Annotated in this window: 20 protein-coding genes; all 20 read left to right on the forward strand. The window is 51.2% G+C overall.

What is annotated here, in order from left to right:
• Positions 1–2: 2 nt before the first annotated feature.
• The 20 genes from hemW (at position 3) to DL94_RS0105000 (ending at position 25,525) form a co-directional block, all read left to right on the forward strand.
• Positions 3–1,139 (forward strand): radical SAM family heme chaperone HemW, encoded by a 1,137-nt coding sequence (gene hemW / locus DL94_RS0104905; RefSeq protein ID WP_028129189.1) that lies wholly within the window; start codon positions 3–5, stop codon positions 1,137–1,139.
• Between the two features lie 75 nt (positions 1,140–1,214).
• Positions 1,215–2,114 carry a polysaccharide deacetylase family protein gene (locus tag DL94_RS0104910; RefSeq protein WP_231464545.1) on the forward strand — a complete coding sequence of 300 codons (900 nt, stop codon included), beginning with the start codon at positions 1,215–1,217 and terminating at the stop codon, positions 2,112–2,114.
• 28 nt (positions 2,115–2,142) lie between these two features.
• Entirely contained in the window at positions 2,143–3,072 is a 930-nt protein-coding gene (locus tag DL94_RS14275; RefSeq protein ID WP_231464551.1) for a serine hydrolase, read from the forward strand.
• A gap of 788 nt (positions 3,073–3,860) precedes the next feature.
• Entirely contained in the window at positions 3,861–4,148 is a 288-nt protein-coding gene (gene rpsF, locus DL94_RS0104920; RefSeq protein WP_026765826.1) for a 30S ribosomal protein S6, read from the forward strand.
• A gap of 39 nt (positions 4,149–4,187) precedes the next feature.
• Positions 4,188–4,619 carry a single-stranded DNA-binding protein gene (locus DL94_RS0104925; RefSeq protein WP_028129191.1) on the forward strand — a complete coding sequence of 144 codons (432 nt, stop codon included), beginning with the start codon at positions 4,188–4,190 and terminating at the stop codon, positions 4,617–4,619.
• A gap of 20 nt (positions 4,620–4,639) precedes the next feature.
• Positions 4,640–4,870, forward strand: coding sequence for a 30S ribosomal protein S18 (gene rpsR / locus DL94_RS0104930; RefSeq protein ID WP_014425267.1), 231 nt, complete (start codon positions 4,640–4,642; stop codon positions 4,868–4,870).
• Between the two features lie 352 nt (positions 4,871–5,222).
• Positions 5,223–8,342: an isoleucine--tRNA ligase gene (gene ileS, locus DL94_RS0104935; RefSeq protein WP_028129193.1), complete on the forward strand. Its 3,120-nt coding sequence runs from the start codon at positions 5,223–5,225 to the stop codon at positions 8,340–8,342.
• A 148-nt stretch (positions 8,343–8,490) separates the two neighbouring features.
• On the forward strand, positions 8,491–8,832 hold the full coding sequence (locus DL94_RS0104940) for a metal-sensing transcriptional repressor (RefSeq protein ID WP_081798768.1): 342 nt from the start codon (positions 8,491–8,493) through the stop codon (positions 8,830–8,832).
• A gap of 45 nt (positions 8,833–8,877) precedes the next feature.
• Entirely contained in the window at positions 8,878–11,979 is a 3,102-nt protein-coding gene (locus DL94_RS14280) for an efflux RND transporter permease subunit (protein WP_051586314.1), read from the forward strand.
• 5 nt (positions 11,980–11,984) lie between these two features.
• A complete protein-coding gene (locus DL94_RS0104950; protein ID WP_028129195.1) occupies positions 11,985–13,496 on the forward strand; it encodes a DUF3329 domain-containing protein in 1,512 nt (503 codons plus the stop codon).
• Positions 13,490–14,947: a DUF3329 domain-containing protein gene (locus tag DL94_RS0104955; RefSeq protein ID WP_028129196.1), complete on the forward strand. Its 1,458-nt coding sequence runs from the start codon at positions 13,490–13,492 to the stop codon at positions 14,945–14,947. The genes DL94_RS0104950 and DL94_RS0104955 overlap by 7 nt, the downstream gene beginning before the upstream one ends.
• 95 nt (positions 14,948–15,042) lie before the next feature.
• Positions 15,043–15,408: an Hpt domain-containing protein gene (locus DL94_RS0104960; RefSeq protein WP_051586315.1), complete on the forward strand. Its 366-nt coding sequence runs from the start codon at positions 15,043–15,045 to the stop codon at positions 15,406–15,408.
• A 174-nt stretch (positions 15,409–15,582) separates the two neighbouring features.
• Entirely contained in the window at positions 15,583–17,250 is a 1,668-nt protein-coding gene (locus tag DL94_RS0104965; RefSeq protein ID WP_037371362.1) for a 2-isopropylmalate synthase, read from the forward strand.
• 602 nt (positions 17,251–17,852) lie between these two features.
• Entirely contained in the window at positions 17,853–19,445 is a 1,593-nt protein-coding gene (locus tag DL94_RS0104970; protein ID WP_028129199.1) for an anti-sigma factor antagonist, read from the forward strand.
• On the forward strand, positions 19,442–21,163 hold the full coding sequence (locus DL94_RS0104975; RefSeq protein WP_028129200.1) for an MATE family efflux transporter: 1,722 nt from the start codon (positions 19,442–19,444) through the stop codon (positions 21,161–21,163). Before DL94_RS0104970 ends, DL94_RS0104975 begins: the two co-directional genes overlap by 4 nt.
• 140 nt (positions 21,164–21,303) lie before the next feature.
• Complete coding sequence (locus tag DL94_RS0104980; protein WP_231464547.1) at positions 21,304–22,287, forward strand: alpha/beta hydrolase; 984 nt, start codon at positions 21,304–21,306, stop codon at positions 22,285–22,287.
• Positions 22,288–22,306: 19 nt separating this feature from the next.
• A complete protein-coding gene (gene dtd / locus DL94_RS0104985; protein ID WP_028129202.1) occupies positions 22,307–22,750 on the forward strand; it encodes a D-aminoacyl-tRNA deacylase in 444 nt (147 codons plus the stop codon).
• Positions 22,750–23,988 carry an aminopeptidase gene (locus DL94_RS0104990; protein ID WP_028129203.1) on the forward strand — a complete coding sequence of 413 codons (1,239 nt, stop codon included), beginning with the start codon at positions 22,750–22,752 and terminating at the stop codon, positions 23,986–23,988. Before dtd ends, DL94_RS0104990 begins: the two co-directional genes overlap by 1 nt.
• Positions 23,982–24,620, forward strand: coding sequence for a hypothetical protein (locus DL94_RS0104995; RefSeq protein WP_028129204.1), 639 nt, complete (start codon positions 23,982–23,984; stop codon positions 24,618–24,620). The genes DL94_RS0104990 and DL94_RS0104995 overlap by 7 nt, the downstream gene beginning before the upstream one ends.
• Complete coding sequence (locus DL94_RS0105000) at positions 24,617–25,525, forward strand: YitT family protein (protein WP_028129205.1); 909 nt, start codon at positions 24,617–24,619, stop codon at positions 25,523–25,525. The genes DL94_RS0104995 and DL94_RS0105000 overlap by 4 nt, the downstream gene beginning before the upstream one ends.
• Positions 25,526–25,540: the final 15 nt, after the last annotated feature.

Genomic DNA, 25,540 nt, shown 5'->3' on the forward strand with positions numbered 1-25,540 from the left:
TTATGCAATGGGGTGTCTACATACACATACCCTTTTGCCGGCAGAAGTGTTTTTACTGTGATTTTCCCTCCTATGCCGGACGGGAACAGCAGATGAAAGCCTATACTGAGGCCCTGTGTCAGGAGATAGCGATACAGGGCCTTTCCTATCGGCAAAAATGGGGAAGGCCGGCCACGGTTTATATCGGCGGCGGCACGCCTACGGCTTTGCCGGCGGCATACATGACCGAAATTTTGACAGCGATAGCCGCGCACTTAGGGACTGATGTGCCGGAATTTACCGTGGAATGTAATCCTGGTACGGTGGATAGGGATTATTTTAAAGTTTTACAGGCCGGCGGTGTCAACAGACTGAGTTTTGGCGTGCAAAGTTTTAACGATAAACTGCTTAAACGCATTGGCAGGATTCATAGCGTGGAAGAGGCTGTGGCAGCCGTTCGGGCAGCGCAGCAGGCAGGTTTTACCAATCTCAGCGTTGACCTGATGTATGGCCTGCCGGGGCAGACGCTGCAGGATGTGGCCGATAGCATTGCGCAGGCGCAGACGCTGGCGGTGCAGCATATTTCCATTTATGGGCTGCAGCTTGAGGAGGGGACGGTGTTTGCCCGGCAGGAGAGTCAGGGCAGACTGGTATTGCCGGCAGATGATGAAACCGAGGCCATGTATGATTACATAAATGAAAAGCTGCCACAGCTGGGGTTTGCGCGGTATGAGGTGTCAAATTTTGCCCGGCCGGGGAAGGAGAGCCGACATAATTTAGGCTACTGGCAGGACGTACCTTATCTAGGACTGGGCGCGGCGGCTCATTCCTATCTGGAGGGACGCCGGTATGAAAATACGGCTGATATCGCGGCTTATATAAACAGGATAAATACCGGTGCCAGTGCAGGGCAGCTGGAAGAAGAACCTACTCCCCAGCATATTATGGAAGAATTTGCCTTTCTGGCTTTGCGTACGGCAGAGGGGCTGTCCCGGGAAAAATTTGCCGCTAAATTTAACAGGGAGCTCAGTGAGGTTTATGGCAGGACGATGAGCGATTTGGAAAAGAAGGGCCTGCTTACTGTGGATGAAAAGGGCTGCCGCCTGACAGCAAAGGGATTCAAGTATGGCAACTGGGTGTTTGCAGAATTTTTACTGTAAGTTAATAATTATGCTATAATACAATACAGGAAATACAGGAAATTCCCAAAGATTCTCATTGGAGGCGTATTGTTGGTGAGGAAGGCAGTTTTTGGCAAGTTTATCAGTGTGGTGGTACTGGCAGTGGCCATCGGCGGCCTGTTTGGCTGGGCCTGGTTTGCTAATAGTCAGGCCAAAGAACAGCCGCAGACTGAGGCTGAGCCGGGGGTTGAGTCTGAGGCTTATGTGCTGGCCAAGGGCGATTACAGCAATCTGACCGGGGAAAATCTCAGTGTGGATAAACCAGTTTATGACCGCTATACCCTTAAACAGCGTCAGGCAAAAGGCCTGCCTACCATGCTGCCGGCTCTGCCGCATTATAATAAGGAAAAGATTGCGTATCTGACTTTTGATGATGGCCCCGATGATGTCAATACGCCGGCTATTTTGGACGTGCTGAAAGCCCATGGTATACATGCGACCTTCTACGTGCTGGGCGCTATGGCAGAAAAGCATCCTGAGGTGCTGAAACGGATATTTACAGAAGGTCATGCGATTGGCAACCATAGTTACGACCATAAGTATCAGGAACTTTATCAGAGTAAGGATACATTTATCGCCCAGATGCAGCATACCGACGATGTTATCTTTAATATTCTGGGCGTACGTCCCTTTATCATCCGTGCCCCTGGTGGTACGGTGGGAATGTTTGAAGGAGACTATTACAACGCGTTAAATCTTTTGGGCTATGTAGAGCATGACTGGAATGTGCTGACTGAGGACGCCACGCCGGAACATCCTTCGGCTGAACGGCAGATTCAGTATGTGGATAGGCGCACGCAGGGCAGTCTGAAGGATAACATGGCGCTGATACTCATGCACAGCAACGGTGGCAAGGAGGAAACTGTACGGGCTTTGCCGGGCATAATTGCCACGCTCAAGGCCAAGGGCTATCGTTTTGGTGTGGTATCGCCGATAACTCCGCAGCCCTGGTGATATAGCAAAGGAAAGGTCAGGTCGTTTGGTGACGGGAAAGCGGTTTACGACATTTATAGCCTTGCTGCTGATTTTGCAGCTGGGGGCGTTGTCCTCCGTGACGCTGTGGCAGCGTTATGGTGATGGGGCGGCAGCCAGTGCCGCCGAAATGACAGCACAGCATAATATAAAGTCCGGCCAGCCGGCTGATTTGGCTGCGCTGGCCCAAAACACCCAAAGTATTTTGGGAACGGAAAGCAAAGGCTTTTCCGTGTATTTTTTGCGGCCGGAAAGGGAAGTTGAACCATATATTCACAATCAGCGGGCCATGATGCCGGCCAGTATGATAAAACTCTTTGTCATGGCCAAGGTCATGCAGGATGTGCATGACAAGCGGTTGTTCCTCGATGAACAGCTGACCATCAAGCGCAAGGACGTTGTCGGCGGTGCCGGAGTCATCACCTGGTATAATGCCGGGGAGCGGCGCACTATTTTGCAGCTGGTAAAGCTGATGATTACCGACAGTGATAATACCGCCACCAATATGCTGATAGACCGCGTTGGGCTTACACAGCTGAATGCCTATCTTTCGCAGCAGGGGTTTAAGGATACGGTCATTGCCAACAAAATGATGACAGGCAACCGGGGACGCAAGAATTTTTCTTCCGTACGGGATATCGGCCATCTGCTGACCAGAATGTATTATCGGGAGCTGGTAGCTGAGGAGGAGGACAGCATTATGCTGGATATTCTCCTGGAACAGAATGATAAGGAGTGTTTCCCCAAGGCGCTGCCGGCTTATAAAATCGCCCATAAAACCGGGGAAATCGACGGTGTGTTTGCTGACGGCGGCATTTTCTTTGGGCCGCAGGGCACGTTTATTCTCGTGGCCATAAACGAGCATTATGCAGAAAGAATGGACGCGATTACCAAAATGCAGAAACTGGCGCAGTATTATGCAGGGACCTTGGGGGAGTAAGTTAAAATTGCAGTTTGTTGTTTAGTTCGTGCTAAAAATTATCCCGTTAATACGTGCAAGGGGTTCACGGGGGAGTAATTTTTCTGCCTCCGCTAAACGACACACCTCGGAAAATATAGCTGTCCAGTTACCTGCGCCGGGCGGGCCAACGGCGCTCCTTTCAGCGTAGTTGCTTAGCTGCGTACTACAGTGTGCCGGCCTTCGCTGCGCTCAGGCAGTCGCTCCCCGCATAAAAATCACTCCCCCGTTCGCCCCCACAAACGACCTGTGCAATTGCCACGAACTCGTTGCTCCCGTAACAAGAACATCGATGTACTTGTTCCCTGTCACAGCGAAATAATCATTTTACACGGACGCCGCTTAGGGCGGAGGTGGTGATGCTTTTCGCAGTGGAACGACTGTCCGAACGCAGTGAGGACTGGCCCACAAACAATAGTCCCTGGATATTGAGATGAACAATCGCGCCGCTGGCCTGCCCGGCGCAAGGTAGCTAAAAAGTGCTGTCGTTTGCTAGTGGGACATTCAGTGCAACAGCGAAAAGTATTACCACCTCCACCCGACTGAGCTGTAACAAAAAAATTTCAGAACGCATTGACCTACAACCTGCATTTTAAGTAAGTGTTTTATTTGGGGGCGCTGGGGAAATCCGCGAAAAAACTCTTGCAATGCGTGGTAGTTAATGGTATACTTTTTAAGTCGTGAGACAAATAATGTTTTGAGTTGAAATGCTATTTCAACCTCTGCTCCTGTGCGAGCAGGAGCCAAAGACCAGAGAGGGAGGTGATTTCGTGAGAAAGTACGAAGTCATTTTTATCGTGAAACCGATGGAAGAGGAAGCTACGAACGCTGTTATCAGCAAGTTCACTAAGCTCATCACCGAAAACGGCGGTACTATCGATAAAGAAGATCGTTGGGGTAAGAAGCGTCTTGCCTATGAGATCAAAGACTGCACTGAGGGTTTCTATGAACTGCTCTACGTTACTTGCGAACCTGCATGCGTAGCAGAGTGTGACCGTGTAATGAAGATTACTGACGGTATCCTCAAGCACATGATCGTGAAAAACGACGAAGAATAATTTAGAAGTACACCATTTTGGTGTCAGGGAGGATGTACCATGAATAAGGCTATACTGATTGGCAGACTTACCCGTGACCCGGAAGTGCGTTATACGCAGTCTGGTACGGCAGTTTGTACTTTTACTTTGGCTGTAGACCGTCGCTTTGCCCGTAAGGACGCAAATGATGGTCAGCCGACCGCGGATTTTATTCCCATTGTTGTGTGGAGCAAGCTGGCTGAAGTTTGCGGCAACAATCTGGTAAAGGGACGCCGTATTTCAGTAGAAGGCCGTATTCAGGTGCGCAGTTACGATGCACAGGATGGCTCGAAGCGTTATGTGACAGAAATCGTAGCTAATGAAGTTGAGTTCTTGGATTCCAAGGGCGCAGCTCCGCAGGCTGGCGGCTTTGGTGCTCCGGCACCGGCAGCTCCGGCCGCACCTAGTGATGGTTTTGGTCCGTCCATCCCTGACGAAGAAATCCCATTTTAAGACAGGAGGGAATTACTTTGATGAGACGTGACAGAGGCAGAAGACCTCGTAGAAAAGTCTGCTCGTTCTGCGTAGACAAGGTCGAGCATATCGATTATAAAGACGTAGCAAAACTCCGCCGCTTCATTACGGAGCGCGGTAAGATTTTACCCCGTCGTATCTCCGGCAACTGCGCTAAGCATCAGCGTCAGGTGACCGTTGCTATCAAGCGTGCACGCAATATCGCATTGCTGCCGTTCACTGCTGAATAAGAGTAGTAAAATCCTCCCTTCGGGGAGGATTTTTTTTGTAAAAGTATTTGAAATTTTAGAGTCAGTGTGATAAACTACTACTTGTTAATGTGTAAATGCGTTGAGGAAGAGAGTATCCGTCAAAGAAAACTTTAGCGAGCTGGGGCCGGTGAAAGCCAGTAGTGAGTAGGGGACGGTGAAAATCACTTCGGAGCAGCAGGCTGAAATCCCTTGGGGACAGTAAGCTTCGCCGGTATTCCCCGTTACGGAATAGCGTATGTTGGTACGTGAAAAATAGGTGGTTTATAAGTGTAGGTATACCTGCATCCTGTTTTTAGGATGCAGGTTTTTTTATTTTGGAGGAGGAGTTCGTTTGTACAGCAAGGTTGACACCAATTTGAACTTCGTGGAGAGAGAAAAGGAAGTTCTGGATTTCTGGAAGAAAAATAACATCGCGCAGAAGGCAATTGACCAGCGTGAAGGCTGCGATACCTTTACGTTCTATGATGGCCCGCCGACGGCTAACGGCAAGCCGCATATCGGTCACGTGCTGACGCGTGTTATCAAGGATATGCTGCCGCGTTATCAGTCTATGAAGGGCAAGAAGGTACTGCGCAAGGCTGGCTGGGATACGCACGGCCTGCCGGTAGAGCTCGAAGTCGAAAAGCTCGTGGGCATCAACGGCAAGGAACAGATTGAAGAATACGGCATTGAGCCGTTCATCAAGAAGTGCCGTGAGTCTGTTTGGAAATACAAAGGCATGTGGGAAGAATTCTCCGATGTCGTTGGTTTCTGGGCTGACATGGAACATCCCTACATCACCTATGAAAATGACTTCATTGAATCCGAATGGTGGGCGCTCAAGGAAATCTGGAAGAAGGGCCTGCTCTACAAGGGCCATAAGGTTGTTCCTTACTGCCCGCGCTGCGGCACCCCGCTGTCTTCCCACGAAGTAGCCCAGGGCTATAAGGACGTTAAAGAACGTTCTGCCATGGTCAAGTTCAAGGTAAAAGACGAGGACGCTTACTTCCTCGCCTGGACGACGACTCCCTGGACGCTGCCCTCCAACCTCGGCCTCTGCGTTAATCCGGAAGTGGATTACGTGAAAATCAAGGTTGACGGCACAGTTTACTACATGGCCGAGGCCCTTGTGGATACGGTCTTTGAAGGTGTCGAAGGCGAACGTGAAGTCCTTGAAAAATACAAGGGCAAGGACCTCGAATACCGTGAATATGAACCGCTTTATGACTATGCTGTCGGCAAACTCAAGAAAAAAGCGTTCTATGTGGTTTGCGATGACTATGTTACGACTTCCGATGGTACGGGTATCGTTCATATTGCCCCGGCTTTCGGTGAGGACGATAACCGCGTTTGCCGCAAGTACGATATGCCGTTCGTGCAGTTCGTAAACAACAAGGGCGAAATGACGGAAGAAACCGACTGGGCTGGCGTATTCGTCAAGGACGCAGACCCCCTGATTATCGACGACCTCAAAAAGAGCGGCAAGCTCTTCAAGGCGCCGAAGTTTGAGCACAGCTATCCGCACTGCTGGCGCTGCGACACGCCGCTCATCTACTATGCGCGTGAAACCTGGTTTATCAAGATGACGGATGTCAAAGATAAACTTATTGCCAACAACAACAAGGTTAACTGGATTCCGAAATCCATCGGTGAAGGCCGTTTCGGTGACTGGCTCGAACATGTGCAGGATTGGGGCCTGTCCCGTAACCGTTACTGGGGTACGCCGCTGCCGGTTTGGGAATGTGAATGCGGCCATCAGCACACGATTGGCTCCATTGCTGAACTCAAGGAAATGAGCGACAACTGCCCGGACGATATCGAACTGCACCGTCCGTACATTGACGCCGTGACCATCAAGTGCCCGGAATGCGGCAAGGAAATGCACCGTGTACCGGAAGTTATCGACTGCTGGTTTGATTCCGGTTCCATGCCGTTTGCTCAGTGGCATTATCCGTTTGAGAACAAGGAAATCTTTGAAAAGCGTTTCCCGGCTGACTTCATTTCCGAGGCCGTTGACCAGACGCGCGGCTGGTTCTATTCGCTGATTGCCATCTCCACGCTGCTCTTTGATGAGGCACCGTACAAGAATGTCATCGTGCTCGGCCATGTACAGGATAAGGACGGCCGCAAGATGAGTAAGTCCAAGGGCAACGCTGTTGACCCCATGCAGGCACTCGGTCAGCATGGCGCTGACGCTATCCGCTGGTACTTCTACGAAAACAGTGCGCCGTGGCTGCCGAACCGTTTCCATGATGATGCAGTACAGGAAGGCCAGCGCAAGTTCATGGGCACGCTCTGGAATACTTATGCGTTCTTCGTGCTCTATGCCAATATCGACAATTTCGATGCGACCAAGTACACGCTCGACTACGACAAACTGTCGGTCATGGATAAATGGGTGCTGAGCCGCCTCAATACCATGGTCAAGGAAGTGGACAGCGACCTGGGCAGCTACAAGGTTACCGAGGCTGCCAAGGCATTGCAGGCTTTCACGGACGAACTGTCCAACTGGTATGTTCGCCGCAGCCGTGCCCGTTTCTGGGCCAAGGGCATGGAGCAGGATAAGATTAACGCTTACATGACTCTCTGGACGGCACTCGTGACCACGGCCAAGGCTGCCGCTCCGCTGGTACCGTTCATCACCGAATCCATCTACCGCAACCTCGTTTGCAGCATTGATAAATCTGCTCCGGAATCCGTACATCTGGCTGATTATCCGGTGGTCAACGAGGCCTGGATTGATGAAGAACTCGAAAAGAACATGGAACTCGTGCTCGAAATCGTGGTACTGGGCCGTGCGTCCCGTAACGAAACCAACATCAAGAACCGCCAGCCGGTGGCTCACATGTATGTGAACGCAGAACGCGAGCTCTCCGACTTCTTCAAGGAAATTGTCGAAGACGAACTCAACGTCAAGGAAGTTGTCTTTAAGGAAGATATGGAAGAATACCTCTCCTACAGCTTTAAACCGAACTTCCGCGTGCTCGGCCCGAAGGTCGGCAAGCAGATTGGCGCAGTGAAAGCTGCTCTTTCCAAGCTCAACGGCTCCAAGGCCAAGACCGAACTTGACTCCACGGGCAAGCTGGTCATCGCCCTGTCGGATGGGGATGTAGCGCTCACGACTGAAGATGTGGAAGTTTCCATGGCTCAGACGGAAGGCTTTAACTGCCAGCGTTACAATGGTGTGACCATTGCGCTTGACACCACGCTGACGGAAGAACTTCTGGCAGAAGGCTTTGTCCGCGAAATCATCAGCAAGGTACAGACCATGCGCAAGGAAAATGGCTTTGAAGTCACTGACCACATCAAGGTCAGCCTGGCCGGCAATGAAAAACTGCAGGCTATCGTAGCGCAGAATGAGGATTACCTTAAAGAAATCACGCTGGCTGATGCTGTGGCATACGGCACGCTTTCCGGTACGGAAAAAGAATGGAATATCAATGGGGAAACTGTAACTATCGCCGTTGAATAATTGCATATTTTGGCAGCAGCCGTCCTGTTTGGGGGCGGCTGTTGTTATGTTGTTTTATTTAGCCTGCAGACAGGAAAAATTCTCATTTGCTAGAATATATAAAATGTGTACGTTAAAATCAAACGATAAAGGGAGATTGTATAAATATATGGAACAGCATACGCATGTATTAGAAGATGGGACGGTAGTAACCCATAGCCACGATGAACACCATCATGGACATACCCATAGTCATGCCCATACGAAAATGGTGCTGAACCGCATGTCGCGGCTTATCGGACATTTGGAGTCCATCAAGGGCATGGTGGAAAGCGGCCGGGACTGCAGTGAGGTGCTTATCCAGTTGTCCGCAGTAAAGAGTGCGATAAACGGCGTCAGTAAAATTATCCTCAAAGACCACATGGAGCACTGTATTGTGGATGCTGTCCGGGATAATGATAAAGAGGCCATTGACCAGTTGAATAAAGCTATTGACCAGTTTTTTAAATAAAAGCCTGAAACGGGAAAAAATAAGGCAGGTGTTTCGTAAGTGGCAATGTATTTTATCAGACATCCTCTGCAGGCCGTGGTGCTGGCGATATTACTCACCTTGTTGGGAGTAGTGGCGGCATTTCAGCTGCCGGTGGCTGAATATCCCCGTATCATGCCGCCGATGGTGTCGGTATCAGCAACGTATCATGGGGCTGACGCCGCAGTGGTGCAGGATACGGTGGCCAATATCATTGAGGCGGAAATCCGTGGGATGGAAGGTCTGCGCACCATGTCGTCCAATTCTGATGCCGCCGGGAATTATTCCTTGAATATCGAATTTGCCCCGGGGATTGACGGTGAGGTGGCAACGGCCAGTGTGCAAAATAGGATTGCGACGGCTCTGCCCAATTTGCCACAGTCCGTGCAAAACTTTGGTGTGACTACCAGCCGGTCCATGCCGGGGATGGTGTTTGCTATGTCGCTATGCTCGCCCAAGGGTTCATACGACAGCATTTTTTTGCAGAACTATGCCAAAAAATATTTTTTGGATAAGGTGAAACGTGTTCCCGGTGTCGGCAATGTCGAAGAATACACAGAAGACTATGCTATGCGTATTTGGCTGCAGCCGGACAAACTGGCTGCAAAAAAAATGGCTGTGTCTGATGTGCTGGCGGCCGTACAGGAGCAGAATGCCCAGCCGGCTGCCGGAGCGCTGGGGAAAATGCCGACCAGCCGGCAGCAGGAGCAGCAGCTGACGGGCCGGATAACGAACCGCCGTCATACACCGGAGGATTTTGGCAATATTGTTTTAAATGCTGACAAAGGTAATTTTGTCAGACTTAAAGATGTGGCCAAAGTGGAGGAAGGCCGCCGGGATACCCGTTATGTATCCTATCAGGATGGTCTGGAGGCCGCGACTTACAGTATTTCCCTGACCGATAGTGCCAACGCTCTGGAAACCATCGGTGAGGTGAAAAAAATTCTGGCAGAGGCGCAGAAATTCTTCCCTCCCGACATGGAATATCGCATTGTCGTTGACCAGACCAGCTTTATCAAAAAATCCATGGAGGAAGTGGCTTATACCTTTGGGGAGGCCCTGCTGCTGGTGGTCCTCATTGTGTATCTTTTCCTGGGCAGCGCCAGGGCTACCCTCATAACTTTGCTGGCGGTGCCGGTTTCTTTGATAGCTACCTTTTTTGTCTTTTACCTATGTGACTACTCACTTAATCTGCTGACCTTGTTTGCCCTGATTTTGGCTATTGGCCTGGTAGTGGACGACGCCATTGTCATCATTGAAAGTGTGTTCCGGCATACGGAAAAAGGACTGCCCGTAAAAGAGGCGGCCGCAGCAGCGATGCAGGAAGTGCAGGCGCCGATTTTAGCGATAGCTTTTGTCCTGGCGGCGGTTTTTGTGCCGGTGGCGTTTTTATCCGGCATGACAGGTGTGCTTTACCGTCAGTTTGCCCTGACACTTGTGGCGTCCATGAGCATTTCGGCCTTTACGGCTTTGACGTTGACGCCAGCTTTATGCGTGCTGCTGCTCAAAGGACAGGAGCATAAAACAGAATCTAACAGGCTGTTGTTATGCTTTGCCCGGCTGCTGGGCTGGCTGGGGCGTAAATATCAGCAGTGTCTGGGAAACTGCCTGCGGCGCGGACGGCTGACATTGGCAGTCCTGGCGCTGCTGACCGCAGGTACGGCCGCGTTGTATATGGTTATGCCGCAGGAATTTCTGCCGGAGGAGGACCAGGGCTATGTGATGGCCAGTATTTCCTTGCCAGCTGGCAGTTCCCTGAACCGTACCACTGAATCGATGAACCGCCTGTCGGAAAAAATAAAAAGCCATGCGGCTGTAAGGGGCGTCATTGGTATCGGCGGTGTGGATTTGCTGGCGGACAACACCTGTTCTAATGCCGCGGTGCTTTTTGTGGCCCTGAATGACTGGTCAGAACGGCTGGCGGCCGGACAAAGCCTGGATGATTTGCTTGCCTGGGTGGACGCGGAGGCCAAGCAGGTTGTTCCCGAGGCGGCCGTGATGGCTATGAATCCCCCGGCCTTGCCGGAACTGGGAATGACGGGCGGCGCGTCCCTGCATTTACAGGACGTAGCCGGTCATTCTGAAGAAGAATTGCAGGCGGTAGTTGGAAAAATTATGGCCAAGGCCACGGAACACCCGGCGATAGATACCATTGAGGTTAATTTTGACATTGGCTCGCCCTATGCAGATTTTACGGTTGACGAAGATAAAGCCAAGCTGCTGGGGGTTAGCCTGACTGATGTGTACAGCGCCATGCAGGTGAATTTCGGCGGTGAGGAATTAAATGATTTTACCCGGTTCGGGAAGGTTTACAAGGTCGTATTGCAGGCCGATACTGCTTACCGTGATGAAATGAGTGCCCTGCGTTTCCTGCATGTCCGCAACAATGAGGGTACCATGGTACCGCTGGACGCGCTGGTGCATACGCAAAATTCATCGGGACCTGCTGCTATAAGCCGTTATGATGGTGTGCGCAGTATCCATTTTGACCTGACACCCGGCGAAGGTTATGCTGCCAGCGAGGCGATGTCGGCTATGGAAGATATTGTCAGGGAGGCTGCTCCCAATGGCTTTAGTATGGCCTGGGCAGGCGTCAGCCGGCAGGCCCGTGAGGCTGAGACTGATGCGGCAGTGCTGCTGGGGTTGTCACTGGTGTTTGTATTCCTGTGCCTGACCTTTATTTATGAATCCTGGCGGCTGCCCTGGGCCGTGCTCTTTTCCGTGCCTGTGGGGATTGGCGGCGCCTTGCTGGCGGAAATGGCTGCCGGCCAGCCTGGCAGCTTGTATATGCAGATAGGTATACTGCTCGTCGTGGCCCTGGCGGCCAAAAATGCCATTTTGATTGTGGAGTTTGCCCGGGAAAGGCAGCTACGGGGTATATCGTCAGTCCGGGCAGCCCTGACAGCAGCCCGTCTGCGCCTGCGTCCGATACTTATGACGTCGGTGGCCTTCATTGCCGGCTGTCTGCCCTTGGCTTTGGCTGAGGGGGCAGGTTCCGGGGCACGCAGCAGCATGGGAATCGCCGTAGTGGGCGGTATGCTGCTGGCCACTGTACTGGGCGTTTTGGTGGTGCCCGTGCTCTATGTGGCCGTGGCTAAACGTAAAACAAACGTCAATGAGGGGAGATAAATGGAATGAATTTGTGGGCTGACAGGCTGTACGGCCTGTGGCAGGCTCTATGGCAGCGCTTGAGCTGGCAGTTGTTATTCGGTTTGGCTGCGGGGGTATTCCTCTGGCGTAATATCCTGATGCCGCTCGTGGGAGATGATTATTCCTATGCTTTTATCTGGGATGGGGCAAATGCCGGTAATCTCATGGATGATATAGGGCCGCGGCAGCGAATTACTTCGCTAAGTGATATCGTTGTCTCGCAATGGTCGCATTATTTTACCTGGGGCGGACGGGTGCCGGCATTGTTTGCGGTGCAGTTTTTCTGTTGGCAGCATAGCCTCTTATTTGACTTGTTTAATACGGTGTTCTTTGTGCTGCTGGTGTTAGTGCTTTACTGGCTGGCAGCCGGCCGGACAGAGCATGTGCGCACTAATAAAACCGCATTGTGGTGGCTGCTTTTGGGCTTGTTTTTTGCTGTTCCCTCATATATCTACACCATGGTATGGCGGACGGGAGCTTGTGTCTATCTTTGGACAGCAGTGGTGACATGTATTTTTTTGCTGCCCTTTGCGCTGACTTACTGGCAGGATGATTTGCCGCTTGATAAGTCCGCCGGGGCGGTGCCGCTGATGCTGTTCGTGGGCCTTTTGGCCGGGTGGTCAATGGAACCTGCCAGTATTGTTACCTTGCTGTTGACGGCGGCCTTTATGGTCATATTTTATCAGCAGAAAAAACTGCGGAGCTGGCAGTGGGCGGGCCTGACCGGTCTGGTTATTGGCTTGCTCCTGCTGATGCTGGCACCCGGCAATATGGAGCGGTTAAAGCTCATGCAGGAGCTGGCGCCTGATTATACCATGCCGCCGGAACTTTTATGGACACCGGTAATGTTCCTGTATAATTTTGTGTCCGGCTTTTTGCCGGTATTTATCGGAGAACTGCCGCTGTTTGTGCCGATTGTGCTCTGTCTGCGGTATGGGCTGTGCAGCAGGCAGGAGAAACGCTACATGCTGCTGTTTACGGCAGGCAGCGTTCTGGTTCTGTGTGCGATGATGTTTTCCCCGGATTTTCGTGCGCATGGTGCTTATCATAGTGTGATTTTCCTGTTGGCAGCCTCAACAGCTGCCCTGCGTGCACTCATGCCGCTGCTGGCAGAAAAATGTATGCAGGTGCCGAAAATTCGGCTGGGCGCAGCGGTGCTGGGATTCACGGCGTTGGGCGCGTGGCTGGTGGCAATGGCCCTGTGCCTGACGATAGAAACATCGTACAGCCAGCAGTGGGCCGAACGGGAAAAGATTATCAGTGAACACCGGCAGGATGACCCTGTGGTGGTGCCCGCGATTGAAATCCCCTGGCATTTGGACAAAATCACCGGCAATCGTTCCCTGACAGAAAGTCTGTTGATATTTGGCGCTGATTTGGAAAGCAACCCCAGGGACAATCGTTCCAATGTTTATGCGCAATATCATGGGCTGAAGGGGATTGTCATTGATAAACAAATTGACTGGGGAAAATATGGGGAGACATTTGAATGGTAAAAAAATTACAATCATGGCCAATGATTTTACTGGTGTTTTTGGGCTTGTTTTTTGTGCGTAACAGTATGCTGCCCCTTGTATCTGATGATATACCCTATGCCTTTATTTGGGATGGGGCCGACAGGGGCAACCTTTTGGACGGTGTAGGGCCGCGGCAGCGCATTACATCATTTTATGATATTGTAATCAGCCAGTGGTCACATTATATGACCTGGGGCGGACGGATTTTAGGTATCGGCCTTACGCAGTTCTTCGCCTGGCAGGGCAAGGAAATCTTTAATGTGCTGAACACGCTCGTATTCGGCGGACTGCTGTTGCTGTTGTTCCGCATTGGTACAGGTTTGTCCATGAAAGCGATGAATAGTACGTATATGCTCTGGCTGGTGCTGGCTTTTTGGTTTCTCCTGCCGGACCCTTTCCTGACGACACTGTGGATGTGCGGCAGCTGTGTTTTTCTCTGGATGGGCCTGCTGGAATTCCTGTTCCTGCTGCCTTTTGCCTTAAAGTACTGGCACGCTGATTTCTGGGAAAAGCCCCCGCAGTGGACAGTTCCTTTGATGGCTGTAAGCGGTCTGTGTGCTGGCTGGTCGGTGGAAACCGGCGCGGCGGCAGCCGGTTTTATAACGTTGTTTGCCCTGTGGTACTTCAAACGGCAAAAACAGCTGCAGCCCTGGATGGTGGCCGGCTTTATCTGCTTGTGCATTGGCGGAATCATGCTCGTGAAGGCCCCGGGGGAAATGGTGCGGCTGGAATTGCAGCGTCTGTATGAATATAATCCCGGCCTGCCGGCAGATATGTACTGGACACCGCTCATGTTTAAGATAAATTTCGTGGAATGTTTCTGGCCGGTGACGAAAATGTGGCTGCCACTATTGGCCTTGCTGGGCATTTATGTCTGGCAGCTGCCGGCAGGACAGCGTTGGAACAAATTCACCAGATTTCAGGCGGTCATGGTGGGCGGCGCTTTGAGCGTGATGATTGTTATGCTTTTTGTGCCGGTAGCTCCAGCCCGGGCAGGCTTTTTCTCCACCGCAGCGGTGATAGCTGCGTCAGTGACGTCATTAAAGGAACTGCTGCCCCGTAAGGATGAATTCTATCAGCGGTATAAGACTGCCTGCCGGGCGGCACTTTCTGCCTGCCTGGCCTTGTGGCTGGTTACGGCCGCGCTTTACTGTACGGTGGAATGGGATGTACGCCAGCAATGGCTGGGCCGTATTGATTATATCAATGCGCATAGAGAGCAGGATTTGGTCGTGGTGCATCAGATAGACGTAATGCCCATGGCTGACGAGCTTTGCGAGTACCTCGGCTGCGTGACCTGGAATACGGATATTCTGGCCTGGGGTTCGGATTTGGAACCGCGTCCCGAGGGCAGTCATAATCTAATGTACGCGCAGTATTACGGCTGGAAAAAAGTCATGACTGATGGTGAGGACCGCCGCGTAGAATAAATAACTTTATTTTTTAAATGGCAGGAAAACACAGGGGCTTACGAGAATAATAGCAGTAGAAGATGCAGCAGCAATGACGAAAGGATGCGAAACAGATGGATCAGCTGGAAATAAAGCAAGTTCTCTGTGATGTTGGTGTTGACTACAATAAGGGATTGGAACGGTTCATGGGCAATGTTGCCCTGTATCACAAATTCCTCCTGAAATTCCTGGATGATGGCTCGTATGCAGACTTTGCTCAGGCCTTTGCTGATGGTGATATGGAAAAAGCTGGGAAATGCGTCCATACACTGAAGGGGACGGCAGGAAATCTTAGTCTGATGAGTCTGTTCAAGGCGGCCGACAATACAGTGAAGGCAATTAAGCAGCATAAGAGTCGTGCGGAGATTGAACCTTTGGCGCAGGAGGTGCAGCGCCTTTATGAGGAAAACTGCACAGCTATTCGCAATACGGTTGGCTGACAGGCTCTGACGCTTAGATATGGAAGTTTACATAATTACATAATTTACTTGCAAAAAATGGCTCTGTGTGTTATTGTAGTATACGACACAGGGAAATGCGTAATGCATGGCCTTTCGTCTCCTCAGCAGGAGGAGGGGGAAGGCTATTATTTTATGGAGGGGAAGAAGTCGATGATGAACTATCAAAAGTATAGCAAAGGCTATTTCATGCCGCCGGAAATTGATTTGGAATGGGCAAAGAAGGACGCGCCGGATAAAGCACCCGTTTGGTGCAGTGTCGATATGCGTGACGGTAATCAGGCGCTGATTATTCCCATGAATCTGGATGAAAAGCTGGAGTTTTACAAAATGCTGCTGAAAGTCGGCTTCAAGGAGATTGAAGTTGGTTTCCCGGCGGCCTCGGAAACTGAATATGAGTTTCTGCGCCGGCTGGTGGAAGATGACCTCATTCCCGACGATGTGACCATTCAGGTACTGACGCAGGCGCGTGAACATATCATTCGTAAGACGTTTGAGGCGCTCAAAGGTGTAAAGAATGCCATCGTGCATGTTTACAATTCCACTTCCGTGGCGCAGCGTGAACAGGTGTTCCGCAAGTCCAAGGAAGAAATCAAGGAAATTGCCGTGGAAGGTGCCAAGCTTCTCAAAAAGCTCACGGAAGAGGCCGGAGCAAACTATCGTTTCGAGTATTCGCCGGAGTCCTTCACGGGGACAGAACCGGAATATGCGCTGGAAGTCTGCAATGCTGTGCTTGATGTCTGGCAGCCGACTGCTGACCGCAAGGCCATCATCAACCTGCCGGTAACGGTGGAAATGTCCATGCCGCATGTTTATGCTATGCAGGTGGCGTACATAAATAAAAACTTGAAGTACCGTGACAATGTGGTGCTGTCCCTCCATCCCCACAATGACCGCGGCTGTGGTGTAGCCGATACGGAAATGGGCCTGTTGGCAGGTGCTGACCGCGTGGAAGGCACGCTGTTTGGCAATGGCGAGCGCACGGGTAATGTGGATATCGTGACCGTGGGCATGAATATGTTTGCATTGGGCGTGGACCCGGGCCTGAATTTCTCCAATATGGCAGAGCTGGTTGACACTTATGAACGTCTGACGCGTATGCAGGTCAGCTATCGTCAGCCCTATGCCGGCAAACTCGTCTTTGCGGCGTTCTCGGGTTCACATCAGGACGCTATTGCCAAGGGCATGAAGTGGAAGGAAGAAAAGAATCCCGACAAATGGACGCTGCCGTATCTTTATATCGACCCGCAGGACGTGGGACGGGAATACGATGGCGATGTTATCCGTATCAACAGCCAGTCCGGCAAGGGCGGCGTGGGTTTCATCATGGAACAGAAATACGGTATCGACATGCCCAAGAAAATGCGCGAGGACTTCGGTTATTGCGTCAAGTCGGTTTCTGACCACAAGCATAAAGAGCTTATGCCGGATGAAATCTATCAGATTTTCCAGCATGAGTATGTAAATGTGGTTGAGCCGTATGAACTGGTGGACTTCCTGCTGAAAAAAGCACCGGACGGCACGCGTTCTGGTACTGTGGATATCAAGGTCAATGGCGAGCAGGAAACGTTTGTGGCCAAGGGCAACGGCCGACTGGACGCTGTGTCCAATGCCCTGCAGAAAAATCTCGGCATAAAGTACAAAGACCTCACATACAGCGAGCATGCTTTGGAAATTGGCCAGCATTCGAAGGCTATTGCTTATATTGGTATCAAGGATGAACAGGATAAGATTCACTGGGGTGCCGGTATGGATACGGATATTATCACCGCGTCGATTCAGGCATTGGTCAGTGCGATTAACCGCATGCAGGCCGGAAAATAAAATTAAAGTTCAAAAATCCGATGGCTACATTGTCATCGGATTTTTGTTGTAAATTGCAGTTTGACGGTCAATACGTTCTTAAAAATATCTCGTTCATGCGAGCCTGGGGTTCACGGGAGAGTAATTTTTCTGCCTCCGCTGAACGACACACCTCGGGAAATAATCTTGTCCAGTTACCTGCGCCGGGCAGGCCAACGGCGCTCCTTTCAACGTAGTTGCTTAGCGATTGACTACAGTGTGCCGGCCTTCGCTGCGCTCAGGCAGTCGCTCCCCGCATAAAAATCACTCCCCCGTTCGCCCCCAGCTACGGTATTTACAATTGCTACGAACCCGTTGCTCCCGTTACAAGAACATCGATGTGCTTGTTCCCTGTCACAGCGAAAAGTATTACCACCTCCACACCACTGAGCTGTAACAAATAAAAATAAGCACGCACCAAACGTCAAACTGCAATTTATCTGCATTTAAAATGATTGTGTTTTATATAAATGTTCAACAAAATGAATTTAAACGGGAATAAAACAGTTGGAAAAATGACTAATTTGTAATATAGTAAGATGTATGCCTATATAATGCTATATAGATTAAGGGAGTGATTCATTATGAGTCTTGAAATAATAAAGAAAATAAATGGTAAGCAATTATTTGTGACGTTGTCGGGGAGCTTGGATGCTCTGACGGTGGATGATTTTGACCGGGAATTTATGGAGCTGCCGGAAGAGGTAGAGTCAGCCGAACTTGATTTTTCCGATGTTGAATATATTTCCTCGGCTGGGCTGCGTTCGCTGCTGCTGGCTAAAAAACAGGCTGTTAAGCAGGATAAAAAGCTCGTGATTAAGGACCCGCAGCAGTCCCTGGTGGAAGTTTTTAAAGTTACCGGCTTTGTAAATCTGCTGGAAATAGTATACAGTAACCAGACGGAAAGCGATGTGTCTGCCCCGGCTGACGGTTTTTATCCTTTGCGCCCTGTGCAGCGCTGGCTGGTGGATACGCATTTCCGCAAGGCGGATTCTACAATGATGAATAATGGTGCCCTGATGAAACTGGATGAGGCCATTGACCTGGAACGTCTGGCTGTGGCACTTAATGACTTGCTGACAGCTTATGATATTTTCCGCTGCCGGCTGTGCTTCCATCCCGATACGGGGGAGATTTGCCAGCGTTTTGATGGTGATGTGCCTAAGGTACGGGTGGAAATACTTTCGGAGCAGGCTTTTGAACAGCGCAAACAGGAACTGAAAATGCCCTATACGCTTATCAATAGTCCTCTCTATCGTATTTATCTCATGCTGACGCCATCGGGAAAATATATTTACGCGGATTTCTATCATGCCATTATGGATGGACTGGCCATTGTGGTGTTGTTCTGGCGTGAATTGAATAAACGCTATCAGGGCAAAAATGTCAGCCGCAAACGGGCCAGCTATGCTGAGTACGTGTGGGAGGAGGCCAAGGAACTGGCCGCCGGGCAGGAGGAGGCTCATCGCTACTGGCAGAATGTGCTGGCCGGCTTTGACGTGCAAAAGCACCTGCCGCCTGTGGACCAACAGCAGCATGATAACTGGCAGCAGGGCTGTGTACAGTGTCAGCTCGGCAATATTCATAAGGACTTCTTCACCAACAAGCAAGCCTATAGCGAAAATACCTTTATGCTGGCGGCGTCCATGCTGGCGATGGCTAAGGTGACAGGTGAGAAGGATGTTATTATGAGCTGGGTGCATAATGCCCGGACGACAGTTCAGGAAATGCGTATTATGGGACTGATGCTTAATCAATATCCTATCAGATGGGATTTTAGTCAGGATATGCAGGTTGGTCAGTTCCTGACCGGACTGGAAGAACGTATCAACGAAGGTATATCCTATGGCAAAGGTCTGGATGAAGTTTATAGGGACGACCTCGAAGGGGAATGTGCCAGCTTTATCCTGCAGAAGGATACGGATATCAATGCGGCGTACTCCCTGGACGGGACGACCAGTCAGATTGTGGAAATGCCGGCCAACAAGCGGTCAGCGGCGGAGAATGTTTTGGATATAGTTGTATCTGTGCTGCATGATGGCAACTATCAGCTGACACTGGCCTTTGATGGCAGCCGTTATACCGATGAATCTATGGAACGCTATGCCGCGCTCATCGATGAAATGGTGCTGGCCTTGCAGGCTGAAGACCGCAGCATAGCGGAGATTTTGGCGTGAGCAGCTGGCTTTTGCCGGGGAAGAGGACAGTGATATCCACCAGATTCTGGCTGGTGTTTAAAGCCGCGATGTTTTCCATGATGAGTGCCTATCTGCTGATACTGACGGACAATGTAGCGGCCGGCCAGCTGGTCGGGGAAGGGGCCGTTATGGGGATAACCCTCGTGTTTCCCCTGGTCACCTTCATCATCTTCATGAGCTATATAATAGCTGATGGCCTGGTGATGAAACTGTCCTATGCGCAGGGGCGCGGTGACCGCCGGCAGGTAGACCGGCTGTTCAGCATGGGGGTAATGCTGGCGCTGGTCACAGGATTTTTATTTACCATTGGTATGTACTGTTTCCGTGACGAGCTCCTGTCCTTTTGGCGTATTTCACCACAGTTGCTCGATTTCGCCGGCGCTTATTACGATGGCCTTTATCTTTACGCGCCGTTTATGTTTCTGAATGTCTTTTTTTACACGGTGTTTGTGGCAGAAGGGCAGGAACAGGTTTGTGTAATCGGCGCTGTCTGCACCTTTGTGGTCAATTTTGTGCTGGATATTGTTCTCTGCCTGCAAATCGGCGTTATGGGCGTAGGCATTGCCAGCACCAGCGGCCTGGCAGCGTCGGTGGTGGTGCAGCTTTACTACCTGCGCGGCGGCCGCAGCCGGGTACATTTTTGTTGGTATCTGAACGTCAAAGAGGTTTTGTGGGGAATCTGGTACAGCTGCTATCATTCCATGGATACGCTGCTGCTGGCCCTGCTCCCCGTGGCTTTGTCCTCCTGTGTGCTGTCGCATTTTGGGGAGGCGCATATCATTGTGGTCACGGTGGTGGTGAACCTGTTGACGCTTATTGTGGCGCTCTATACGGGCGTGGTGGACTGCTTGCAGCCCATGGTTTGCCAGTATTATGCCGAGCAAAACCTGCATAGTATTCAAAAGACCATGGATATCGGCATAAAAATGACGGTGTTTATCAGCCTGCTGGTAACTGTCCTGGGCATGGCCCTGGCCGAAGTTCTGCCGCTGCTGTTCGGTGTCAGGGAGCAGGTCATGGTACAGGAAACTGCGGCCGCTATACGTTGTTTCCTGCTGTTTACGGCCTTTTTGGGCACGACGCTCATGTACAGTAACTACTACATCTATATAGAAAAACGTAATTATGGTGCCTTGGTGAAACTCATGCTGCTGCTGGGGCTGCCTTATATCGGTATGCAATGCGGTGCAGCCCATTCGTTAAATGGCATGTGGCTGGGGACGGGCGGCGCGTTTTTAGCGGCTTGGGGACTGAATTACCTGCTGGCAGGCCGCAGCGGCTGGCTGTTTTTGGACAAGGAACAGCTCGCTCGGCAGTATTCTTATGATATTGATTCTGTTAAGGAAGAGGTTATGGAGATTTCCAGGCAGGTGGCGGAAGTGCTGGCGGCGAGAAATATCCCATCCTCGCGGTGCATGCTGCTGTCCCTGTGTGTGGAAGAAATTGGTCTGCATGCGGCAGAACGGGCAGCAGGGCAAAACTTCCAGCTGGAAATATCCCTGCTTTTAGACCGTAATCCCAACGGTAAAATAACCCTGCTGGTCCGCGACAACGGCCAGCCTTATGATATACTCAAAACAGCGCAGTCAGGCAGCTATTCCTTTAGAGAGTACTTTATCGAGTCTGTGACAGCAAACCTGCCCTACCGCCGCTATCTGGCCAGCGGTGATGAAAACCGGCTGACGTTAGTGATTTAGCAAGCGGCTGACAAGTCAAAAGTCAGCCACTTTTAAATTGTCGTGTTGAAATGCAGATTTGCATATTTTGCTAGTGGCAAAATATGTACTATAGCGTTATAATGGATTCATGTTTCTTGACGAAGATAGGATAGAGTGTCATGAAAGGTGATTCCATGCATAAGATATTGTTATCCTGTCTCGTGACAGCTGTTTTCACTACTATTGTAGTGCTGGCGGCTTTTGTCATGGGGACAGGATATTTTGTTGGCAATTATGCCGTGCATTTTGGTTTGGAGCGTGGTACGGTGGACAATCCGCAGGAGCCGCCCCGGGCCTATGCTTTGATTATGCCGCCGGAGGCCAGGCATTACGATAAGCCGGATTTTACCAATGAAGAATGGACTTTGACCGCGAGGGACAAGCTGCAGCTTAAAGCTACGCATTTTTATCCCGAAGAGGGCAAGGCCAGCAACAAATGGGTGATTATTGCCCATGGTTACGGCTGTACGCAGGAAAATTCCTACTATCTGGCCACGCATTACCTGCGGCAGGGCTATCATGTGCTGACGCCTGACTTACGGGCGTCCGGCAAAAGTGAGGGGCGTTATCTGACTTTAGGCTATCGGGAAAGCGTTGATGTGGTGGACTGGGCCAAACGGATAGCGCTTTATTATCCGGAGGCCAAAATCATTCTGCATGGTGTGTCCATGGGGGCGGCCACGGTGATGATGGCCTGCGATGATGATGATTTGCCGGAAAATGTTGTGGCCTGTGTGGAGGAAAGCGGTTATACCAGCGCCTTTGACCTGTTGGTACACCAAATTCAGGAATCCTTGGGCCTGCCGGCATTCCCGGCCATGAACCTTTTGGACTGGCGCTGCCAGCAGGTGGCCGGTTTCAGTCTTAACCGGGCTGTGCCGGAGGTAGCAGTAATGCACTCCCGGGTGCCGCTGTTGTTCATTCATGGCACTAAGGACGCTTTAGTGCCGCCGGCCATGTGCGAACAGTTGTACCGCAATGCCAAGGCCCCGGACAAAATGATGCTGCTTATCCATGACGCGGTGCATGGAGTGGCCTGTCAGAAGGATGAAAAACTCTATTTTAAAACAGTGCGCGAGTTTACCGCGCCGTATATGCAGTAGTGATTGAGGAGGAACGAGTTTGCGTTCAGTAGTGACACGGGTTAAATCAGCCTCCGTCAGCATTGACGGAGAAGTAAAGGGAGCCATCGGCCAGGGCTTTTTGGTGCTGTTGGGCGTTGGCCCGGAAGATACAGAGGCCACGGCGGATAAGCTGGCGGAAAAAATCTGCAATGTGCGCGTTTTTTCTGATGAGGCCGGCAAAATGAATCTGAGCCTTGACCAGGTGCAGGGGGATATGCTGGTGATTTCCCAGTTTACCCTGTATGCGGATTTAAAAAAGCGCCGTCCGGGATTTAGCCATGCCGCACCGCCGGACCAGGCGAACAGACTCTATGAGTATTTTATGGAGCAGCTGCGGGAAAAAGGCGTCAAAGTTGAACATGGTGAGTTTGGTGCCGATATGCAGGTGGCCTCGGTAAATGACGGCCCGGTGACGTTGTGTTTCGATACGGAGGCGTTGTAATGCAGCAGTTATTAAAAAAATATGCCGAGCTGGTAGTCAGCGTCGGCGTTAATATTCAAAAAGACCAGATTTTAGTCATCAATTCCCCGATTGAGTGTGCGGAATTTGCCAGGGAAATCAGCGCGGCGGCTTTTGCGGCCGGGGCGCATGATGTCGTAATCAGCTGGGGGGACGAACTGGCTGCGCATATCCGCTTTGAGCACGGCAAAAAGGAATTATTTACGGAATTTCCGGAGTGGCGCGTGCGTTTCTATCAGGATTATGCTGAGCAGGGCGCAGCCTTTGTGTCCATTGCGGCGCGCGACCCGCAGATTTTCAGCGATATTGACCCGGAAAAACTGAAACTTGCCAATCAGGCAGCCGGCGCGGCCCTGCTCGAATACCGCCAGCGGCTGATGAGCAATAAGAATACCTGGTGTGTGGTATCTGTACCGACCAAAAGCTGGGCAGCCAAGGTGTTCCCCACTGTGTCGGAGGAAGAGGCCGTGGACAAACTCTGGCAGGCCATCTTTAAGACGGTGCGCATTGGCGAAGGTATTGATACCGTGGCCGAGTGGCGCAAGCATATTGCTTTCCTGCAGCAGGCGGCTGCCTATCTCAATGCACAGCAGTTTGTCAGTCTTCACTATAAGAATTCCCTGGGCACTGATTTGTTCATCGAACTGCCGGCAGGTCATATCTGGGCCGGCGGTGCGGAAAAATCGGAGCTTGGGACGGAGTTTGCCGCCAATATGCCGACAGAGGAAGTCTACACCCTGCCTAAGCGCGATGGCGTAAACGGCACGGTCGTGGCAGCCAAGCCCTTGAACTACAATGGCAATCTCATTGAGGGCTTTAAGCTGACTTTTAAAGACGGCAAGGTAGTAGATTATACAGCCGCTAAGGGCGAAGAAATCTTAAAGGGGCTGCTGTCTACGGACGAGGGGGCCAGTTTCTTAGGGGAAGTGGCTTTGGTGCCGTATGACTCGCCGATTTCCCAGAGCGGTATTCTCTTTTATAACACCCTGTTTGATGAAAATGCGTCCTGCCATCTGGCCCTGGGCAAAGCCTATCCTACCTGTATCGAGGGCGGCGAGGATATGGACAGCGTGACGCTCTTGCAGCATGGTGTCAATGATTCGCTGGTGCATGAGGATTTTATGATTGGCACGCGTGATTTAGAGATTGTCGGTACCCGGGCTGATGGCAGTCAGGTACAGATTTTTGCGCAGGGAAACTTCAGGAGGGATTTATGGTAAAGATAGCCCGTAAACTCGGGGTGAGTATAATAATCTGCCTGTTTATGCTCAGTGCGACGGTCCTGGCGGCAGGCAAGGTCATAGATGAAGATTTTTCCTGTCAGGGCGTTATGCTCGGAGACAGTGAAAGCGTCCTCCAAAGCAAATGGGGCGAGCCCCTGTATGATAAGACAGCTGTTAAACAAGGCGTCACCATAAAGACTTATGTTTACAAAAATGGCTACGAGGCCAGCGTTTCTCCGAAAACGGGGAAGGTTGTGGACTTTGTCGTGGATATGGAAAAATACGAGGCCCGCGACGGCGTGCGCAAAGGGGCGACCAAATACTGGCTGGAAAAGGTCTATGGCAAACAGCAGCGTCAGTATATTGAGGGCAACTGCTATTTGATTTTTAACCGGCCGGGTTTTCCCCATCAGCATTTAATGCTGCTGATTGACCCTGAGGACGGCCAGCTGCGTGAGCTGAAGATTACCGCCCTGCCGGTGAATGACGCCGAGGCGGAGGCTATGGAGGCAGAAGGCGATCCTCTGCTGAGAGAGGACGAGGGCCGTGATAATAATGCGATGCTGAGCATTGATACTTCGGCGCTGCCCCAGGATAAAGAAGTGCGTTGGGGAGGCTTGCGCAGATGATACAGCTGAGGCTGCTGGAACACCGGCTGCTGCGGTATGCAGGCATTACGGCCGGGTGTCTTATTGCCAGCTCGTCCATCAATCTTTTCCTCGTGCCTTCCCATCTGCTCACGGGCGGTGCTACGGGCATTGCCATGATTGTTTATTATCTTACCCATCTGCCCATCGGTGCCCAGACGTTTGCCTATAACATTCCTTTGCTGATGGCTGCCTGGCGCCTGCTCGGCCGCGGTTACACCTTTGATGTGATTATCGGTACGGCGATTTTTTCCTTTTGTCTGGATATCACCAGGCCGCTGAATGCTTATGCGCCGGTCAATGATTACATGCTGGCGTCTATCTTTGGCGGTGTGTTTAACGGTATCGGCTACGGGATTGTATTCCGTATGAACGGCAGCACCGGTGGTTTTGATATTGTCGGGGCGATTGCCAAGAAGTTTTATTCCTTCAACATGGGCGGCGTAATTTTCGGCTTTAACTGCCTGGTTATGCTGGCGGCGGCCTTTATGTTCGGGGTGGCACCGGCGATGTTTACGCTGATTTGCATGTTTATGAATGCCATGGTGACGGATAAGGTCATTGCCGGTTTCAACAGCCGCAAGGCGCTGCTTATCGTGTCCAATCAGGCCGAGGCCATTGCTGAAGGTATTATGGAAGTGGGGCGCGGCGTTACCTTCCTGCATGGACAGGGGGCGTTTACGCGCCGGGAACGCAATGTGGTGTTCGTCGTGGTGACGCTGACACAGGTGGCCAAGATGAAGATGATTATAAACGCCATCGACCCGGACGCCTTTGTGATTATCATGTCGGCCAATGAAGTCATGGGGCATGGTTTCAGCTCGCCGGGCGTCAAGCAGGGGGCTGTGGTACACCGCTACAGCTCCAACAGCACTACGGGACGGTAAATTATTGTTGCAATA

This window comes from Selenomonas sp. AE3005 (assembly GCF_000686945.1).
Lineage (GTDB): Bacteria > Bacillota > Negativicutes > Selenomonadales > Selenomonadaceae > Selenomonas_A.

Excerpts from the sequence above, each read along its gene's own strand:
- DL94_RS0105000 (WP_028129205.1), top strand. The coding sequence starts at position 24,617 with ATGATACAGCTGAGGCTGCTGGAACACCGGCTGCTGCGGTATGCAGGC.
- DL94_RS0104995 (WP_028129204.1), top strand. The coding sequence starts at position 23,982 with ATGGTAAAGATAGCCCGTAAACTCGGGGTGAGTATAATAATCTGCCTG.
- DL94_RS0104955 (WP_028129196.1), top strand. The coding sequence starts at position 13,490 with ATGGTAAAAAAATTACAATCATGGCCAATGATTTTACTGGTGTTTTTG.
- rpsR (WP_014425267.1), top strand. The coding sequence starts at position 4,640 with ATGAGACGTGACAGAGGCAGAAGACCTCGTAGAAAAGTCTGCTCGTTC.
- hemW (WP_028129189.1), top strand. The coding sequence starts at position 3 with ATGCAATGGGGTGTCTACATACACATACCCTTTTGCCGGCAGAAGTGT.
- DL94_RS14280 (WP_051586314.1), top strand. The coding sequence starts at position 8,878 with ATGTATTTTATCAGACATCCTCTGCAGGCCGTGGTGCTGGCGATATTA.
- DL94_RS0104980 (WP_231464547.1), top strand. The coding sequence starts at position 21,304 with ATGAAAGGTGATTCCATGCATAAGATATTGTTATCCTGTCTCGTGACA.
- DL94_RS0104990 (WP_028129203.1), top strand. The coding sequence starts at position 22,750 with ATGCAGCAGTTATTAAAAAAATATGCCGAGCTGGTAGTCAGCGTCGGC.
- DL94_RS0104950 (WP_028129195.1), top strand. The coding sequence starts at position 11,985 with ATGAATTTGTGGGCTGACAGGCTGTACGGCCTGTGGCAGGCTCTATGG.
- DL94_RS0104960 (WP_051586315.1), top strand. The coding sequence starts at position 15,043 with ATGGATCAGCTGGAAATAAAGCAAGTTCTCTGTGATGTTGGTGTTGAC.
- DL94_RS0104925 (WP_028129191.1), top strand. The coding sequence starts at position 4,188 with ATGAATAAGGCTATACTGATTGGCAGACTTACCCGTGACCCGGAAGTG.
- DL94_RS0104970 (WP_028129199.1), top strand. The coding sequence starts at position 17,853 with ATGAGTCTTGAAATAATAAAGAAAATAAATGGTAAGCAATTATTTGTG.
- DL94_RS0104965 (WP_037371362.1), top strand. The coding sequence starts at position 15,583 with ATGAACTATCAAAAGTATAGCAAAGGCTATTTCATGCCGCCGGAAATT.
- DL94_RS0104940 (WP_081798768.1), top strand. The coding sequence starts at position 8,491 with ATGGAACAGCATACGCATGTATTAGAAGATGGGACGGTAGTAACCCAT.